Origin of the sequence: Escherichia sp. E10V10 (genome assembly GCF_004211985.1) — a bacterium.
GTDB lineage: Bacteria > Pseudomonadota > Gammaproteobacteria > Enterobacterales > Enterobacteriaceae > Escherichia.
On record NZ_RHJO01000003.1, the window covers coordinates 142,019 to 159,941 of the forward strand.

Consider the following 17,923-nt stretch of genomic DNA (forward strand, 5'->3'; position numbering starts at 1 on the left):
GTTATCACATGAATTCGTTATCCCGCACACAAAAACCACGGGCAGGTTTTACCCTGCTGGAAGTGATGGTAGTGATTGTTATTCTTGGCGTCCTGGCAAGTCTGGTGGTGCCTAACCTGTTGGGCAACAAAGAGAAAGCGGATCGGCAAAAAGCCATCAGCGATATCGTGGCGCTGGAAAACGCGCTGGATATGTACCGACTGGATAACGGGCGTTATCCGACTACCGAGCAGGGGCTTGAGGCGCTGATCCAGCAGCCAGCCAATATGGCGGATTCCCGCAACTACCGTACCGGTGGATACATCAAACGACTGCCAAAGGATCCGTGGGGCAATGATTATCAGTATCTCAGCCCGGGTGAAAAAGGACTGTTTGATGTTTATACCCTGGGGGCGGATGGTCAGGAAAACGGGGAAGGCGCTGGCGCAGATATCGGTAACTGGAATTTGCAGGAGTTTCAGTAAGCAGTGCCTGAACGCGGATTCACACTTCTGGAAATCATGTTGGTGATTTTCCTTATCGGCCTTGCCAGTGCGGGCGTGGTACAGACGTTTGCGACCGATTCGGAGCCGCCTGCGAAAAAAGCGGCGCAGGATTTTCTGACTCGCTTTGCGCAGTTTAAGGACAGGGCAGTGATCGAAGGGCAAACACTCGGTGTGCTAATCGACCCGCCGGGATACCAGTTTATGCAGCGTCGTCAGGGGCAGTGGTTGCCCGTTTCTGCGACCCGCTTATCGGCACAGGTTACGGTGCCGAAACAGGTGCAGATGCTGTTACAACCCGGAAGTGATATCTGGCAGAAGGAATATACGCTGGAGCTGCAACGTCGCCGCCTGACGCTGCACGATATTGAACTGGAGCTGCAAAAAGAGGCGAAAAAGAAGACGCCGCAGATCCGTTTTTCGCCTTTTGAACCCGGTACGCCGTTTACGCTGCGCTTCTACTCGGCGGCGCAAAACGCATGTTGGGCGGTAAAACTGGCGCACGATGGCGCGTTATCCCTCAATCAATGTGATGAGAGGATGCCATGAAGCGCGGATTTACCTTGCTGGAAGTGATGCTCGCGCTGGCGATTTTTGCGCTGGCTGCCACGGCGGTGTTACAGATTGCCAGCGGCGCGCTGAACAGTCAGCAGGTGCTTGAGGAGAAAACGGTAGCGGGCTGGGTAGCTGAAAACCAGACCGCATTGCTCTACCTGATGACCCGCGAACAACGTGCTGTCAGGCATCAGGGCGAGAGCGATATGGCTGGAAGCCGCTGGTACTGGCGAACCACACCGCTGAATACAGGTAACGCGCTGCTCCAGGCAGTGGATATTGAAGTCAGCCGTCACGAAGACTTTTCGTCGGTGATTCAGTCACGACGCGCCTGGTTTAGCGCCGTGGGAGGCCAACAGTGAGAAGGACTCGCGCTGGTTTCACGTTACTGGAAATGCTGGTGGCAATTGCCATTTTTGCCTCGCTGGCACTGATGGCGCAGCAGGTGACAAACGGCGTCACACGCGTGAATAGTGCCGTCGCCGGACACGATCAAAAACTAAACCTCATGCAGCAAACGATGAGTTTTCTGACCCACGATCTGACACAAATGATGCCGCGTCCGGTAAGAGGCGAGCAGGGCCAGCGTGAACCAGCGTTACTGGCTGGCGCTGGCGTGCTGGCGTCTGAGAGTGAAGGGATGCGCTTTGTGCGCGGCGGCGTGGTCAATCCGTTGATGCGTCTGCCGCGCAGTAATCTGCTCACCGTCGGTTACCGCATTCATGACGGTTATCTCGAACGGTTATCCTGGCCGCTGACCGACGCAGCAGGCAGTGTGAAGCCGACAATGCAAAAATTGATTCCGGCGGATTCGCTCCGTTTGCAGTTCTACGACGGCACGCGCTGGCAGGAAACCTGGTCATCACTTCAGGCGATCCCCGTGGCGGTGCGTATGACCCTGCATTCGCCGCAATGGGGCGATATTGAACGCATCTGGTTGTTACGCGGGCCGCAATTATCATGATCATCTCACCACCAAAACGCGGAATGGCACTGGTCGTGGTGCTGGTATTGCTGGCAGTTATGATGCTGGTAACCATCACACTTTCCGGGCGGATGCAGCAACAACTTGGGCGAACGCGCAGCCAGCAGGAGTATCAGCAGGCGCTGTGGTACAGCGCCAGTGCAGAAAGCCTGGCGCTGAGCGCACTCAGTCTGAGCCTGAAAAATGAAAAGCGCGTGCATCTGGCACAACCGTGGGCTTCTGGCCCTCGTTTATTCCCACTGCCGCAGGGGCAAATCGCCGTCACTCTGCGTGACGCACAGGCCTGCTTTAACCTGAATGCCCTTGCTCAGCCGACGACGGCGTCGCGTCCGCTCGCGGTACAACAACTGATTGCCCTGATCTCGCGCCTGGATGTGCCTGCTTATCGGGCCGAACTGATAGCCGAAAGCCTGTGGGAGTTTATTGACGAAGACCGCAGCGTGCAGACGCGTCTGGGCCGTGAAGACAGCGAGTATCTCGCCCGTTCGGTGCCGTTCTACGCCGCCAATCAACCGCTGGCCGATATCAGCGAAATGCGCGTTGTGCAGGGAATGGATGCTGGACTCTATCAAAAACTGCAACCGCTGGTCTGTGCACTGCCGATGACCCGCCAGCAAATTAACATCAACACCTTAGACGTCGCGCAAAGCGTGATTCTTGAGGCACTGTTTGACCCGTGGTTAAGCCCTGTTCAGGCGCGGGCATTATTACAACAACGTCCGGCGAAGGGCTGGGAAGATGTCGATCAGTTTCTCGCACAGCCGCTACTCGCTGACGTCGATGAGCGTACTAAAAAACAGCTAAAAACCGTCCTGAGCGTGGACAGCAATTACTTCTGGCTGCGTTCAGATATCACCGTGAATGAGACTGAACTGACGATGAACTCGTTAATTGTCCGCATGGGGCCACAACATTTTTCGGTTCTCTGGCATCAGACAGGAGAAAGTGAGTGAGTTCCATGCTTGAGATTTTTTTCCCGCTTTGCGCCACTGATCCCATCCGCTGGCAGCACCGTACCGCCGATGTGGAGTACGGCATCTGGCCTGACGTCGCTAACGAACAGCTTCAGCAATGGCTGCAAACTGATGCGATTCGACTCTACATTCCCGGCGAATGGATCAGCGTCTGGCAGGCTGAATTGCCTGATATCCCCCGCAAGCAGATACCAACTATTCTGCCCGCCTTACTGGAAGAAGAGCTGAACCAGGATATCGACGAACTGCATTTTGCCGCGTTGAAAATCGACCAACAACAGGCAACCGTGGCAGTGATTCACCAGCAGCATATGCGCAACATTGCGCAGTGGTTGCAGGCAAACGGCATTACCCGCGCCACCGTTGCACCGGACTGGATGTCCATTCCTTGTGGCTATATGGCTGGCGATGCGCAACGTGTTATTTGCCGCATCGATGAATGCCGGGGATGGAGCGCCGGGCTGGCGCTGGCTCCGGTCATGTTCCGCGCCCAGCTCAATAAGCAGGATTTACCGATTTCACTAACCGTGGTCGGGATCGCGCCGGAAGAGCTATCTGCATGGGCTGGCGCAGACGCCGGACGTCTGACGGTTACGGCTCAGTCAGCCATTACCACTTATAGCGAACCAGAAGGGAACCTGCTGACAGGACCGTGGCAGCCTCGCGTAAGTTACCGAAAACAGTGGGCGCGCTGGCGGGTGATGATTCTGCCGGTATTGCTGATTCTGGTTGCGCTGGCAATGGAGCGGGGCGTGACATTATGGAGCGTCAGCGAGCAGGTGGCGCAAAGTCACGCCCAGGCGGAGAAACAGTTCTTAACGCTGTTCCCGGAGCAAAAACGGATTGTTAATTTGCGCTCTCAGGTGACGATGGCGCTGAAAAAATATCGCCCACAGAGCGACGATACCGATCTGCTCGCCGGGTTGTCTGCGGTTGCCAGTACCCTGAAATCAGCGTCACTTTCCGACATTGAGATGCGCGGTTTCACCTTTGATCAAAAACGCCAGACACTTCACCTCCAGCTACGGGCCGCGAACTTTGCCAGCTTCGACAAACTGCGTACCGCGCTGGCGGCAGATTTTGTGGTGCAGCAGGACGTGTTACAGAAAGAGGGTGATGCGGTTTCCGGCGGCGTAACGTTGCGGAGGAAATAACATGTTACGCGATAAAATCATTCACCATTTTCAGCAATGGCGTGAACGCCAGTTAAGCCGTGGCGAACACTGGCTGGCACAACACCTGGCGGGGCGTTCGCCGCGTGAAAAAGGCATGTTACTGGCTGCGGCAGTGTTCCTGTTTTGCGCCGGATATTACGTCCTCATCTGGCAGCCGTTGAGCGAACGGATTGAGCAACAGGAGACGATGTTGCAGCAACTGGTGGCGATGAACGCCCGGATGAAGAGCACCGCGCCGGATATTATTGCGGCGCGAAAATCTGCTACAACAACGCCTGCGCAGGTATCGAGGGTCATCAGTGACAGTGCTTCCGCGCACTCCGTGGTCATCAAGCGGATAGCCGAGCGCGGGGAGAATATTCAGGTCTGGATAGAACCTGTGGTGTTTCATGACCTGCTGAACTGGTTAAACGCGCTGGATGAAAAGTATGCGCTGCGGGTGACACAAATTGACGTCAGCGCAGGAGAGAAGCCAGGGATGGTGAATGTGCAGCGACTGGAGTTTGGGCGGGGGTAGGTATTGCCATTTCCTTAACCCCACCTGATAACCCTTAGCCCAATGGTGAGTGCGGAACTGTCAAACCCGCTCACCGGGCTGAGTTCCGATGTAGCAAGAATTATCTCCCTCCAGACCACCACGGAATGTTCGACAATACTGTAGGAATTCGTTTTTCACCATGTAGTTCTTGTGAATCGACACCTTTCTCAGACTGTAAAGTTGCTTAAGTGTTTTGACACATTATGATTATTAATAGCTGCAATAAATCATTGGGTAACAATTGATAGGCCAAAACATATAGGATAATTCTTGTGTGATCTGTATTTTGTGTAGCCTGGAAATTAGTAAAATTCCTGGAGATAATCAGAAAGGGAATTTCAAATAAGCATAATAATTTCCAAAGAAACTATTCGTCGATTTTAAGAAAAGTCTGCTCAGGTATATCTACTGAGGGATGATGTTGGTTGTGACATTGGTTAAAATAAATACACAAAATAATCAAGATGTATATTTTAATCGACGAAAATAATTACCTCTGGGATTATTGATGCGACTTAAATAACACCATTTAAATGTGATATAAATCACAAGTATGGCTGTGAAGAGGGTGCTGTAGATATAAATAAGAAGTACATGAGTGAATTTTAAATAGGGAAATAGTTTCTCGCTAAACAATTTATTGGTAATCAATCGCATGCGTTCTGGTTTGAGACAGATTGCAGGTGTTGTTACGCATAAAATTCATAGGTGGTATTATAATCAAGTAGTTAACAGTAATAGTAAAAAATAATTTCTTGCGAAATTAGTGGCCCATTTTGAATAAGTGTGTTCCGGAGTAATCCAGAACGCATGCTGCTTTACGTCTTTTTCAAGCCATATTGGTTAAGCAAAAAGAGGTAGAAATAATTTCCTGAGAAATTAACTCTACATTCTGAAACGGCAAGTTTTCTGAAATTACCAGAAGACCGAATACATTCATGCCTGAAGAATGGATTAGAAGAAACGAGACGGAAATAGATCTATTTATCCCTGCGGAAATAATTTCTGCTGAAATTGTTTGCGGCTATTAAAAAGGTCAAACCGTCTGAGTGAATTTTATCCAGTCACAAACAAGTATTACCTCCAGTGTATTGGTAGCTGTTAAGCCAGGGGCGGTAGCATACCTGAAGAGAATAGGATCACATCACCAAATGGCAAGAAGTGGATTTGAAGTCCAGAAAGTCACCGTAGAGGCATTATTTCTACGAGAAATACGAACACGCTTTGGTAAGTTCCGTCTGGGATATCTGTGGGCGATTCTCGAACCCTCTGCGCATTTGCTGATACTGTTGGGCATTTTTGGTTACATTATGCACCGCACGATGCCAGACATCTCATTCCCGGTGTTTTTACTTAATGGCCTGATTCCCTTTTTTATCTTTAGCAGTATCAGCAAACGTTCTGTAGGTGCTATTGAAGCGAACCAGGGGTTGTTTAATTATCGACCAGTAAAACCTATCGATACGATCATTGCACGCGCACTGCTTGAGACACTGATTTACGTTACTGTTTATATTTTGCTCATGCTTATCGTCTGGATGGCAGGCGAATATTTCGAAATAACAAACTTTTTACAACTTGTGCTTACCTGGAGTCTGCTGATCATTCTTTCATGTGGCGTCGGCTTAATATTCATGGTCGTTGGCAAAACCTTCCCTGAAATGCAAAAGGTCCTGCCGATACTGCTTAAGCCGCTGTATTTCATCTCCTGCATCATGTTCCCTCTACACTCGATTCCAAAGCAATACTGGTCATATCTACTCTGGAACCCATTAGTGCATGTCGTGGAGTTAAGCCGCGAGGCAGTTATGCCTGGCTATATCAGCGAAGGTGTGAGTCTGAACTACCTGGCAATGTTTACTCTGGTCACCCTGTTCATCGGTCTGGCGTTATACCGAACGCGTGAAGAGGCAATGCTGACATCATGATTAAGATTGAGAATTTGACGAAGTCATATCGCACGCCAACGGGGCGACACTATGTCTTTAAGGATTTAAATATTGAAATCCCTTCAGGAAAAAGCGTTGCCTTTATTGGTCGCAACGGAGCGGGTAAATCTACGTTACTGAGAATGATTGGCGGCATTGACCGCCCCGACAGTGGAAAGATCATCACCAATAAAACAATATCATGGCCAGTCGGCCTTGCTGGTGGATTTCAGGGAAGTTTAACCGGACGCGAAAACGTAAAATTTGTTGCGCGGTTATACGCGAAGCAAGAAGAACTGAAAGAGAAAATTGAGTTTGTTGAAGAATTTGCCGAGCTCGGTAAGTACTTTGATATGCCGATTAAAACTTACTCCTCAGGTATGCGATCTCGCCTGGGCTTTGGTTTAAGTATGGCATTTAAGTTTGATTATTATATCGTCGATGAAGTAACCGCAGTCGGTGATGCCAGGTTTAAAGAAAAGTGCGCTCAATTGTTTAAAGAAAGGCATAAAGAATCTAGTTTTTTAATGGTATCGCATAGTATGAATTTATTGAAAGATTTTTGTGATGTGGCCATTGTGTTTAAAAATGATAACGCGGTTAGTTTTCATGAAGATGTTCAGGGCGGGATAGAGGAATATAAAAAAGAAAGAAATAAGCACTGATATTTAATTTCGAGGTAATAATGAATATATTAGTTACAGGTGGGGCCGGCTACATTGGCTCACATACGACTTTATGCCTGTTAAATAAAGGGCATAATGTTATAATAATTGATAATCTTAGTAATTCATCCAAAGAGTCCATTGTACGGGTTGAAGCTATCACTAAAAAAAAAGTTATATTATATGAGCTAAATATAAATAATGAAGACAGTGTTTCTGAAATAATAAAAAAACATAAGATTGAATGTATAATGCATTTTGCTGGAGCAAAGTCTGTTGCAGAATCATTAAAAAAACCAGATTTTTATTATAATAATAATGTATTAGGAACATTACATCTAATTAATCTCGCCATCAAGAATAACGTTGCTAACTTTATTTTTAGTTCTTCTGCAACAGTTTACGGTAATGGTAATATAATACCTATTACTGAAAATTGTGCTATAGGTGGTACTTTAAATCCTTACGGCACATCGAAATATATATCAGAGTTAATGATTAGGGATATTGCAAGAACATACCGAAATATGAATTTCATTTGCCTGAGATATTTTAATCCAATAGGTGCTCATGAATCAGGAATGATTGGAGAAAGCCCATCTGATATACCGAGTAATTTAGTTCCTTATATAACACAAGTTGCAATCGGTAAACTAGAAAAACTTATGATTTTTGGGGGGGATTATCCTACAAAAGATGGGACAGGTGTACGGGATTATATACATGTAATGGATTTGGCAGAGGGACATGAAGCCGCTCTGTCGTATATTTCTAATAATCATCAAACTAATTACCATGCATTCAATTTGGGGACAGGGAAAGGGTATTCTGTATTAGAACTAATCTCTTGCTTTGAAAAAATATCAGGTATAACCATTCCTTATGAAATAACGGAAAGGAGAGAGGGGGATATTGCTGAATCTTGGTCATCTCCGTTGAGAGCCAATAAATGTTTAAAATGGCAAGCGAAACGAAGTTTAGAGCAAATGTTAGCTGACGCATGGCAATGGCAATTGAAAAATCCCAATGGTTATAATGATATATAATATTTGCTATTAAAAATATATTAAATGCACATAATTTATTAAGCAGAGTAAGTTGATGAACAAAATAATTATAGTTGGGCACCCAAATTCAAATTTAGATATTGTCGAAAAAATTTCTCTTCAATATGGAATGGGGATTCCGCGCTTATCAAAACGAGAAAATCTAAGTCCACAAGACATAACTAAAATTATTTGTAAAGCATATAATGCTCCCAAGATCAGTGAAGTTACCAATATATCTGAATTTTCTCCTTTACAGGTCTCTGCTGTCTGGCATGGTATGGCTCTAGACTTATTTCTTAATAATTTAGAGCGGAATTTCTGGGGATGGTCAGATCCGTATGCTATTTATACGTTAGATTACTGGGCATCACTCGATGAAAACCTAACTTTCATTCTGGTTTATGATCACCCAAGATCAGTCCTGGAGCAAGCAGCTAATAGTCAAGAGTCATTTATTAATAACACGATAGAGCATTTAATTGATAACTGGATAGCTTATAATACTGCTTTGCTTGATTTTTATTCTAAAAACCGGGAGCGCTGTTTATTAATCAGCACAGGTCAAATTAAAAATAACACAGAAGGTTTTCTAGAAAAATTACAATCAGTACTAAAAAAAACGCTAAATATATGCTCTTTTCAAGAGTGTATAAATACAAGTATTCATTCTTATAGCGAACAAGCATCCGCATCACCTTTATTAATAGATGAAGAGGCAAAACAAGAAATTATGGCCCTTTCTGGTATTGATATTAAAATAGGTGATAAATTCTTCAATAAAAATATTGCTGAAGATTATTTATTAAAAATGCTACTAACTCAATATCCGGAGAGTCAATGTCTCTACAGAAAGCTTCAATTAGAAGCAGATATCCCTGCACTTTCAGGTAACGAGGAAAAACTTAATCCCAATACTATTTGGACCGGTTTGGTTCAACAAAGATTGATTACAATAGAAATAATTTCAAAACTGCACCAACTTTATAAAACTTCTCTTATTGACTATAAAATTGACCTTGCTCAACAAACAGAGGCACATTATCTACTTTCATCACAATTAAATCAGATGAAAGAAAAGTTTGAACATTATTATGCGCGAAAAAAAGAACTGCATGCAAAAAACCGAAAATTAAAAAGCAAATTAAAAAAACAAACTTCTTTTATTTGTAAAAAAGAGAAAGAGTTACGATTTATTGAGAATGAATTCCATAATTTAAAAAATAAAATTGAATATAACCAAAATACTAAAGAGAAAGATAGTTCTGATGTTAAAGAATTAAAAAAACATTTAGATGATCTTAATAATCAGTTGGCGAAAGAAAAATCTAATCAAGATCTACAAAAACAACAATTAGATAGAATTACTAAAGAAAAAAACTTGATGCTAACGCAGTTGCATCTAGTTCAGGAAAAACTAGAACAATATTATTTGGAAAATCAAAAGCTGAAACAACAGCAATTTCCAGAACTATATGGAGCAGCTGAGCGAATTAAAGAAGGACTGGAATATCGTCTCGGCGCTATCATGATTCAACATTCTAAATCTATATTTGGTGTAATTAGTATGCCAATAGCTATAGTAAAGGAGCGAAAAATATGGCATAAGCAGTATATTTCTGAAAAACAAAGTGATCTTCCACCACTGTGCATGTACCGCGATGCTCATGAAGCGAATAGAGTTAAACAGCATTTATCTTATATGTTGGGGAAAATACTAGTACAGAAAAAAGGATCAATTTTCGGATTCATAACTCTTCCATTTTCTATATACAGAACTGTTCGCCAATTCAAGAAAGCCAAAAAGAATAAAGTTATAAAGTAAAATATAAAAAATCATTATGCATAATGATTTCTTTTGTGATGATTTAGTAACGTATATTATTGCAAACATAACTATTAATTAGTTAAACAGTCGCCAAAGCCCACAATGATACTCAATATCAATTGAGTTAATACTAAAAAGAATGACATGGCGTTGTTTTGTCCGAGGTATTAATTATGGCAGAACATTGTTAACGCAAAAGACAAGCTTAAATCTACGCTGCTGTTTATGACTATTTTTTAATGTATACCATTGCAAATGATATTATTCGGCCTATTCATATGTTTCAAATCTTTCAAAATAATATACACTTTATGAATTTACCAACCATATCGATAAAATATTACAATAACTCAATAGTTAAAAAATAATTGCAATAGATATACTGAAATTAAGGTGGTTATAAAGATATGAGTATTTTAAACGAAGCAATTAAATTGTATAAGAATGGTGAATATCATAAATCATTGTCATTATTTGAGAAGGCAGGTGAAATATATGATGCTAGTTGGGTTAAGGCAAATATAATTTTATGTAAAAATGCATTGCAGGCCTTTGGTGACATTAACACTATCGAAGCAAAAAAAAATATTGAGTGGGACCCCGCAACCCAGATCATGTATTCAAACTCTAATATTAAAAAATTAAATGAAAAGGAGATTAGTGAATTAATAATAAAATATCATAAAGAAACTATAAGAAAATCAGAAACAGCAGAAACGAAAACTATAAATCCTGTACCTTCTGATTGGCCAAAAGATTTGAACTTATTCCAATTACCAGAAAGTACTAATGATTTTAAATGGCTATCCAAAAAAAAATCAGTAAAAGAGGGGAAGGGTAAGAATGAAAATATGGATGGTCTCAGTATTGTCGTACCGACCTTCAATCGTTCAAAAATATTGGAAATAACGTTAGCTTGCCTTTGTAACCAAAAAACAAAATTTAATTATGAAGTAATTGTTGCCGACGATGGAAGTAAAGAAAATATAGAACAAATAATCAGAAAATTTGAGCAACTAATTGATATTAAGTATGTACGCCAGAAGGATTATGGCTATCAATTGTGTGCAGTAAGAAATTTAGGGCTTAGAACCGCGCGATACAACTTCGTTGCTATACTTGATTGCGATATGGCTCCAAACCCTCTTTGGGTACAATCTTATATGGAGTTACTTGAATTAGATGATGATGTAGCTCTGATCGGTCCAAGAAAATACATTGACACTACTAAATATAATTATTTAGAGTTCCTTGAAGACGAAAGCTTGCTTGAGAAACTACCCGAAATTATTACAAATAACCAAGTTGCGGGAAAAATTGAACGAAGTAAATCAGTTGATTGGCGATTAGAACATTTTGAGAAAACAGATAATTTAAGACTCTGTAATACTCCATTTCGATATTTCAGCGGTGGCAATGTAGCATTTGCAAAAAAATGGCTTGAGCGTGCAGGTTGGTTTGATGAAGAATTCACACACTGGGGAGGTGAGGATAACGAGTTTGGATACCGTCTGTACAGAGAAGGATGTTATTTCCGTTCTGTGGATGGTGCAATGGCATATCATCAGGAACCGCCAGGTAAAGAAAATGAAACAGACCGAGCAACTGGAAAATCTATCACTATTCAATTAATACAAGAAAAAGTTCCATATTATTATAGAAAACTGGACAAAATAGAAAACTCAACACTCAAGAAGGTTCCTTTAGTATCAATTTATATTCCAGCCTATAACTGTGCGGACCATATTGTACGTTGTGTCGATAGTGCATTGAATCAAACAATCACTGACCTGGAAGTATGCATTTGTAATGATGGTTCTACGGATAACACGTTAAGAATTCTAGAAGAACATTATGGAAATCATCCTCGAGTACGTTTTATTACACAAAAAAATAAAGGAATTGGAGCTGCTTCCAACGCAGCAGTAAAATTGTGCCGTGGTTTTTATATTGGTCAACTTGACTCCGATGACTACCTCGAACCTGATGCTGTGGAACTTTGTTTAAATGAATTTAAAAGAGATCTATCCTTGGTATGTGTCTACACAACGAACAGAAATGTTGATAGTCAAGGAAAGTTGATTGAAAATGGTTATAACTGGCCAGAATTCTCGCGAGAGAAATTTACTACGGCAATGATTTGCCATCATTTTAGAATGTTTACAGCCAGGGCATGGAATTTAACGGATGGATTTAATGAGCAGATTAGCAATGCTGTTGATTATGATATTTATCTAAAACTTAGCGAGGTGGGGCCATTCAAACATATAAATAAAATATGTTATAACAGGGTATTGCATGGAGATAATACATCTATAAAAAAAATAGGTGCACAAAAAAATAATCACTTTAAAGTTATAAATGAATCTTTGACTCGTCAAGGTATAAATTCATATTTCTTTAAGCCCGTTAATAGTGATGATTCAAGTAGGGAATATTCAATTGTAAAAATTAATATGGCGGATAAGTTAGAATGAAAAATATAGGCGTTATAGGCTGCTTACCTGAACTTCCTGTCGATTTTCCACTTTTAATTCCAGAAAACTCTGGGAACATGGTTCATGCTGAAGCACCATTAAGGATGTTTTCAAGGGCAGTACATTACAAAGATAGTAGTTTTATTTTATCAGGTGAAACAAATTTTAAGGATTTTGTAAATAAAACATGCTCTCATTTGATTATTACCCTTGCTAACTCTCTTTCATTAGAAAAACCAAGTCCAGATAAATACAAAAGGCTTCTTGACTCTCTTAAGCAGTATGATGTGCCTATTATTGTTTTTGGACTTGGTATTCAATCAAGTGTTCGGGATATAAATAAAGCAGAACTTTGTAAGGAGGCTATTGAATTATTGGATTTTTTGTCTTTTAAATCAATGTATCTGGGCGTAAGAGGTGAGTTTACAAAGAAAGTAATAGAAAAGTGCACCAATATAAAAAATGTGTTTGTTACCGGCTGTCCATCTTTATTTTCTGATCCAATAGCATTACGCGTCCTTTATGAAAAATATTCTAAAAGAGATTTTAATGTAGCGTCTATAAATGTGACAAATTTGTCACGAGTATCAGAGAGACAACTTTTTGAAAGAGCAGTACTAAGCAATTCATTTTTTATTGAGCCAGTAAATAAACGCACTCATCAATATTATATTGATCTCATTAAAGAGAAAAAAGACGCTGAGTTACCATATTACTTTAAATCAATGGTTAATAATAATGAGTCTTCACTTAATAAAGAACAATTAGATTTGTATATAAAAACAAAATATAGATTATTTAGAAATACAAAAACGTGGTATGAGTTCAATCGAGAATGTGTAGATTATACATTCGGAACTAGATTCCATGTGAATATGGCCTCTGTTCTTAGTGGTGTTCCTGCATTATGGCTAACACACGATGCGAGAACGCTAGAATTGACTGAGTTTTTTAATCTGCCAAGTATTGACTTAGATGCTATTAATTCCATGTCATTAAGTCAAATTAAGTCATATATAAGTTATGACAAATTTTTCAAGAACATAAATAAATTATTTAATAATTTCAACGAGTATCTTGAAGTCAATGGATTGCCAAAAATCAAAACATTTCAAGAAGTTTAATGTAAGATATAAAAATTATGTTTTTGTTTTGGTAAAATTGACGTATATTATTCTATTATTTATCATAATCCTAAGCTTTTTCTTGATATAATGTCAACAAAAGGCAATATAAATAATAAAATTGTGAGTTAATTGTGAAAATTACAATCTCCGGTGTTGGTTATGTTGGCATGTCAATTGCTACATTGCTTTCACAAAAACACGATGTTATTGCTCTAGATATAGATCTTGATAAAGTTTCATTAATTAATGAAAGGTTGTCACCAATATGTGATCCTGAAATACAAAATTTTTTATCAAATAGAAAATTAAACCTATATGCTACAACAGAAAAATACGAAGCCTATAGAGATGCTGATTATGTTATAATCGCAACACCAACCAATTATGATCCCATTAATAATAACTTCGATACACTCTCAGTAGAATCAGTAGCATGTGACGTACTAAGTATAAATCCTAATGCAACTATCATAATTAAATCTACAGTCCCCGTCGGATTTACTGAACGACTAAAACGCGATCTAAACACGAATAATATTATCTTTTCCCCAGAATTTTTACGTGAAGGTAAAGCTCTTTATGACAATCTATATCCATCTCGCATAGTTGTCGGAGAGCGTAGCGAACGAGCAAGAAAGTTCGCTGAGCTTCTCTGTGAAGGTGCTATAAAAAAAGATATTCCAATATTGTTAACGGATAGCACTGAAGCTGAAGCCATTAAACTTTTTGCAAATACTTACCTTGCAATGCGGATTGCTTATTTCAATGAATTGGATACTTATGCCTCCGTTCATGGTTTAGATACAAAGCAAATTATAGAGGGTGTTGGTTTAGATCCTAGAATTGGTCAACATTATAATAATCCTTCTTTTGGTTATGGAGGTTATTGCTTACCTAAGGATACCAAGCAATTACTCGCAAATTATCGTGATGTTCCGCAGAACTTAATCCAGGCTATTGTCGATGCCAATACTACCCGAAAAGACTTTGTTGCGGAGGATATATTAAGTCTTAAGCCAAAAGTTGTAGGAATCTATCGCCTCATAATGAAAGCAGGTAGTGATAACTTTAGAGCAAGTAGTATTCAGGGTGTAATGAAACGACTCAAAGCCAAAGGAATTGAGATAATTGTATATGAACCTGTACTAAAAGAGCCTTATTTCTTTGGTTCTTATGTTGAGCGCGATATTAATGCTTTTAAAGAACGTGTTGATGTTATAGTAGCCAATCGCCGCACGTCAGAATTAGAAGATGTAAGTGAAAAGGTTTATACGCGAGATTTATTTGGTGTCGACTCTTAATTATGTTCAATAATTTAAAATTTTTATGGCTATTAAAGAAAAATAGATATGTACATGCTTTAGCTGCAATACAAGATGACTGCCGATTTTGGCAGTCAAAACGTATATTGGCAATGTATAAGCTTAATATGTATTGGTCATTGTGTAATCTCACTGATACACCGCCAGATTGGCGGTGTAAATTAGCGATTAAAATAGCTAAAATTGCTTGTGGTGACATAAGTTTAACTCCAGAATTACTTACGGAGTTCAAAGATGAGTTCACGGACACACATCAAAAGATTGAGTTGGCAAAGGCCCTGGCATCATACTCTCCTACGTTTTCATTATCATTATTAGATAATATAGATAATTATCCTTTAGATTTATATGCAGCTCTTCAGTTAAGAGTTGGGTTAACTCAAAAAGCCATATCAACACTTTCTCAGATTGATTCCAGTAGTCTTATTTCTTCCCCTGATATATTGCTCTTACAAAATAATGCTTTGAGAGAAACACCAAAAACCTCTTTAAATAGACTTAACGCATACTATACGTACTTTGGTTTATCTCAGGTCGCACTTGCAGATAACTCATCTCCTTTGTCACCTTGTAATATTGTTACATCGGTTCCTTATACTGTCCAAACGGGCCCCCTGGTTTCTATTTTAATGACAACATACAATACCGACAGGCGGGTAGAAAATGCAGTAATATCATTGCTTAATCAAACATATCGTTCATTTGAACTAATTATTGTTGATGATGCCAGCACTGATGATACGCTATTTCGTCTTCAGAGATTAGCACTCAAAGATAGTCGAATAAAAATTATTAGCCTGCCACAAAATGTTGGAACATATGCTGCAAAACGAATAGGTTTAATACAAGCTAAGGGAGAGTTTGTGACATGCCATGACTCAGATGACTGGTCCCATCCTGAAAAATTATTTAGACAGATATCACCTTTATTGTTAAACCCTAAACTAATTTGTTCAATTTCTGATTGGGTAAGGTTACAAGATAATGGGATTTTCTATGCGCGTGCGGTTTATCCACTAAAACGACTGAATCCTTCTTCTTTGCTGTTTAGAAGGGCGGAGGTATTGCAAAAAGCGGGCGTTTGGGACTGCGTTAAAACGGGTGCTGATAGTGAATTTATTGCTCGACTTCAGCTAATTTTTGGTGCCTCCTCTATACATCGTATTAAATTGCCTTTGACACTAGGAAGTCATCGTACCGACTCGTTAATGAATTCACCTACAACAGGTTATTCCTCTCAGGGAATTTCACCGGATCGCCAGAAATATTGGGATTCCTGGTCACGATGGCACATAAACTCGTTAAGAAATAAAGAAAGTCTTTACATAGGAAATTCTTATTTTACTAATGATAACAGACCATTCCCTGCACCTGACTCAATATTAGTTGATACTAATGCCATCAAGTCTGCATTACGATGTGCTCATATTAATCTTGCCAGTATATAACCTATTACTTCATGTATAACCTATGCCATTTATTTTTTATAATCACCTGCATTTTCTAATTATAACTTATTGAGCCTTATACTATGGGTGAGTATTAATAAGTATTTATGTTAATACAACTCATTGTAATGTTCTTTTTGATATCATAATACAATCTTTTTTTTCTGTTTTTATCTTATTAAAAACCCATTTCCCATAATAAACCCCATTAACCTGCGTCTTCACCAATAAATACCCACGAAACTTCTCAAACAGTTTCATATCCGGTTTAAAATCGGCCAGCCAGAACTGGTGCAAATGCCCTTGATACGTCAAGCCTTTGATGTCGTACAGGGCATTGCCCATCACTTTGAGTGGTTTGTTATGAATCAGCGCAGAGATCCCCGCCGTACTGTTAATTGTCACCACCGCTTTTGCGTGGCGTAATAATTCCGGCATCGGGAGATCGTGCACGTATATGACTCTCTCACCTAAGCCATATTCCTTACTCAACCGCTTAATTAATGGTCGATAGAGTCTGTGACCACGATCCATCGGATGATGTTTGATCACCAAATAACTCTCTTTCGGCGCTTTACGCGAAAATGAGTACATGACTTCATTAATATAGTCACGCACATCGTTATAATTGCTGTGGTTGCGAATCTGGCTATCGTTATACACCTGCAAAACGGCAAGATAATAACGCTGGTCCAGCTCGTTCATTAACCTCGGCAATACCTTACGCTGTGTTACCTTGTAAAGTTGCTTGCGCCAGTATGCACGAACCCAGCAACGAGCCTCATACCAGGGGGAAAACGATTTGTGGTGGCGGTAGCGAGGGAACTCATGACGGTAATGCCAGCCCATCAGGTAATACCACATCGCATGGCCAATACGTTTCATCGTTGAAGGTTTTAAGTTCTCAACGTGCGGCGCAGGCATATCTGGCAACTTACGATAAAAATCTGGGTCGCGCGGTAGCGATGAATATGCGTTTACACCGCCTTCTTCCACGGTTATAAATTGCGGGCGTAAATATCCTTCTTCAAATGCCAGAAAGCGGATCCCTTTCGACTTTGCCCAGCGTTTTGCTTCTTTGTGCAATGGGCGGCAGTCACCAAAGCAGAGGATGGTATCAAAGTCATATTGTCGGTGGAGATCTCGCAACCAACCGGGAAACTCTTTCGGCGTCTGGTAGTAAGCCAGGTATTGTCGATTGCGGCAGTAAAAACGATCCCCGCCGTTGAACACAACATTCACAGCGTTACGGCCTAATGACTCTAAGCATTCGGCGACGTCATTGAAAAAAGGTCCCATCGGTCCCTGCAAAAGCAGATATTTTTTACCCGATAATAAAATGGTTAGTGCGTTGTCTTGCATAAATAATTTGC

Annotated in this window: 16 protein-coding genes; 15 read left to right on the forward strand and 1 reads right to left on the reverse strand. The window is 40.7% G+C overall.

Annotated features, from left to right (window positions below; translation table 11 throughout):
• The first annotated feature begins 8 nt into the window (after positions 1-8).
• The 15 genes from gspG (at position 9) to D9736_RS07190 (ending at position 16,550) form a co-directional block, all read left to right on the forward strand.
• On the forward strand, positions 9-464 hold the full coding sequence (gene gspG / locus D9736_RS07120) for a type II secretion system major pseudopilin GspG (RefSeq protein WP_001087296.1): 456 nt from the start codon (positions 9-11) through the stop codon (positions 462-464).
• 3 nt (positions 465-467) lie between these two features.
• The gene (gspH, locus tag D9736_RS07125) at positions 468-1,031 is read left to right on the forward strand and encodes a type II secretion system minor pseudopilin GspH (protein ID WP_130258012.1); all 564 of its coding nucleotides are present in this window, start codon (positions 468-470) and stop codon (positions 1,029-1,031) included.
• Complete coding sequence (gene gspI, locus D9736_RS07130; protein ID WP_130258013.1) at positions 1,028-1,399, forward strand: type II secretion system minor pseudopilin GspI; 372 nt, start codon at positions 1,028-1,030, stop codon at positions 1,397-1,399. Before gspH ends, gspI begins: the two co-directional genes overlap by 4 nt.
• Entirely contained in the window at positions 1,396-2,001 is a 606-nt protein-coding gene (gene gspJ / locus D9736_RS07135) for a type II secretion system minor pseudopilin GspJ (protein ID WP_130258014.1), read from the forward strand. Before gspI ends, gspJ begins: the two co-directional genes overlap by 4 nt.
• Entirely contained in the window at positions 1,998-2,975 is a 978-nt protein-coding gene (gene gspK, locus D9736_RS07140) for a type II secretion system minor pseudopilin GspK (protein ID WP_130258015.1), read from the forward strand. The genes gspJ and gspK overlap by 4 nt, the downstream gene beginning before the upstream one ends.
• Positions 2,972-4,150, forward strand: coding sequence for a type II secretion system protein GspL (gene gspL / locus D9736_RS07145; protein ID WP_130258016.1), 1,179 nt, complete (start codon positions 2,972-2,974; stop codon positions 4,148-4,150). Before gspK ends, gspL begins: the two co-directional genes overlap by 4 nt.
• 1 nt (position 4,151) lies before the next feature.
• Entirely contained in the window at positions 4,152-4,688 is a 537-nt protein-coding gene (yghD, locus tag D9736_RS07150) for a GspM family type II secretion system protein YghD (RefSeq protein WP_130258017.1), read from the forward strand.
• Between the two features lie 1,172 nt (positions 4,689-5,860).
• Complete coding sequence (locus D9736_RS07155) at positions 5,861-6,637, forward strand: ABC transporter permease (protein WP_130258018.1); 777 nt, start codon at positions 5,861-5,863, stop codon at positions 6,635-6,637.
• On the forward strand, positions 6,634-7,302 hold the full coding sequence (locus D9736_RS07160; protein ID WP_130258019.1) for an ABC transporter ATP-binding protein: 669 nt from the start codon (positions 6,634-6,636) through the stop codon (positions 7,300-7,302). The genes D9736_RS07155 and D9736_RS07160 overlap by 4 nt, the downstream gene beginning before the upstream one ends.
• Positions 7,303-7,322: 20 nt before the next feature.
• Complete coding sequence (gene galE, locus D9736_RS07165; protein WP_130258020.1) at positions 7,323-8,348, forward strand: UDP-glucose 4-epimerase GalE; 1,026 nt, start codon at positions 7,323-7,325, stop codon at positions 8,346-8,348.
• A 55-nt stretch (positions 8,349-8,403) separates the two neighbouring features.
• A complete protein-coding gene (locus D9736_RS23565; protein WP_240779329.1) occupies positions 8,404-10,173 on the forward strand; it encodes a sulfotransferase family protein in 1,770 nt (589 codons plus the stop codon).
• Between the two features lie 410 nt (positions 10,174-10,583).
• Positions 10,584-12,653, forward strand: a complete 2,070-nt coding sequence (locus tag D9736_RS07175) for a glycosyltransferase (RefSeq protein ID WP_130258021.1) — start codon at positions 10,584-10,586, stop codon at positions 12,651-12,653.
• Positions 12,650-13,777 carry a polysaccharide pyruvyl transferase family protein gene (locus D9736_RS07180; RefSeq protein ID WP_130258022.1) on the forward strand — a complete coding sequence of 376 codons (1,128 nt, stop codon included), beginning with the start codon at positions 12,650-12,652 and terminating at the stop codon, positions 13,775-13,777. The genes D9736_RS07175 and D9736_RS07180 overlap by 4 nt, the downstream gene beginning before the upstream one ends.
• Positions 13,778-13,911: 134 nt before the next feature.
• Complete coding sequence (locus D9736_RS07185; RefSeq protein ID WP_130258023.1) at positions 13,912-15,081, forward strand: nucleotide sugar dehydrogenase; 1,170 nt, start codon at positions 13,912-13,914, stop codon at positions 15,079-15,081.
• 128 nt (positions 15,082-15,209) lie between these two features.
• Complete coding sequence (locus D9736_RS07190) at positions 15,210-16,550, forward strand: glycosyltransferase family A protein (RefSeq protein WP_130258133.1); 1,341 nt, start codon at positions 15,210-15,212, stop codon at positions 16,548-16,550.
• Positions 16,551-16,670: 120 nt separating this feature from the next.
• Here D9736_RS07190 and D9736_RS07195 read toward each other — a convergent pair whose 3' ends face one another.
• A complete protein-coding gene (locus D9736_RS07195; RefSeq protein WP_130258024.1) occupies positions 16,671-17,912 on the reverse strand; it encodes a capsular biosynthesis protein in 1,242 nt (413 codons plus the stop codon).
• Positions 17,913-17,923 lie beyond the last annotated feature (11 nt).

What these genes read in the sequence shown, in the direction of transcription:
- gspG (WP_001087296.1), top strand. Translation starts at nt 9, where the DNA reads ATGAATTCGTTATCCCGCACACAAAAACCACGGGCAGGTTTTACCCTG.
- gspI (WP_130258013.1), top strand. Translation starts at nt 1,028, where the DNA reads ATGAAGCGCGGATTTACCTTGCTGGAAGTGATGCTCGCGCTGGCGATT.
- gspK (WP_130258015.1), top strand. Translation starts at nt 1,998, where the DNA reads ATGATCATCTCACCACCAAAACGCGGAATGGCACTGGTCGTGGTGCTG.
- yghD (WP_130258017.1), top strand. Translation starts at nt 4,152, where the DNA reads ATGTTACGCGATAAAATCATTCACCATTTTCAGCAATGGCGTGAACGC.
- D9736_RS07155 (WP_130258018.1), top strand. Translation starts at nt 5,861, where the DNA reads ATGGCAAGAAGTGGATTTGAAGTCCAGAAAGTCACCGTAGAGGCATTA.
- D9736_RS07160 (WP_130258019.1), top strand. Translation starts at nt 6,634, where the DNA reads ATGATTAAGATTGAGAATTTGACGAAGTCATATCGCACGCCAACGGGG.
- galE (WP_130258020.1), top strand. Translation starts at nt 7,323, where the DNA reads ATGAATATATTAGTTACAGGTGGGGCCGGCTACATTGGCTCACATACG.
- D9736_RS23565 (WP_240779329.1), top strand. Translation starts at nt 8,404, where the DNA reads ATGAACAAAATAATTATAGTTGGGCACCCAAATTCAAATTTAGATATT.
- D9736_RS07175 (WP_130258021.1), top strand. Translation starts at nt 10,584, where the DNA reads ATGAGTATTTTAAACGAAGCAATTAAATTGTATAAGAATGGTGAATAT.
- D9736_RS07180 (WP_130258022.1), top strand. Translation starts at nt 12,650, where the DNA reads ATGAAAAATATAGGCGTTATAGGCTGCTTACCTGAACTTCCTGTCGAT.
- D9736_RS07190 (WP_130258133.1), top strand. Translation starts at nt 15,210, where the DNA reads ATGTATTGGTCATTGTGTAATCTCACTGATACACCGCCAGATTGGCGG.
- D9736_RS07195 (WP_130258024.1), bottom strand. Translation starts at nt 17,912, where the DNA reads ATGCAAGACAACGCACTAACCATTTTATTATCGGGTAAAAAATATCTG.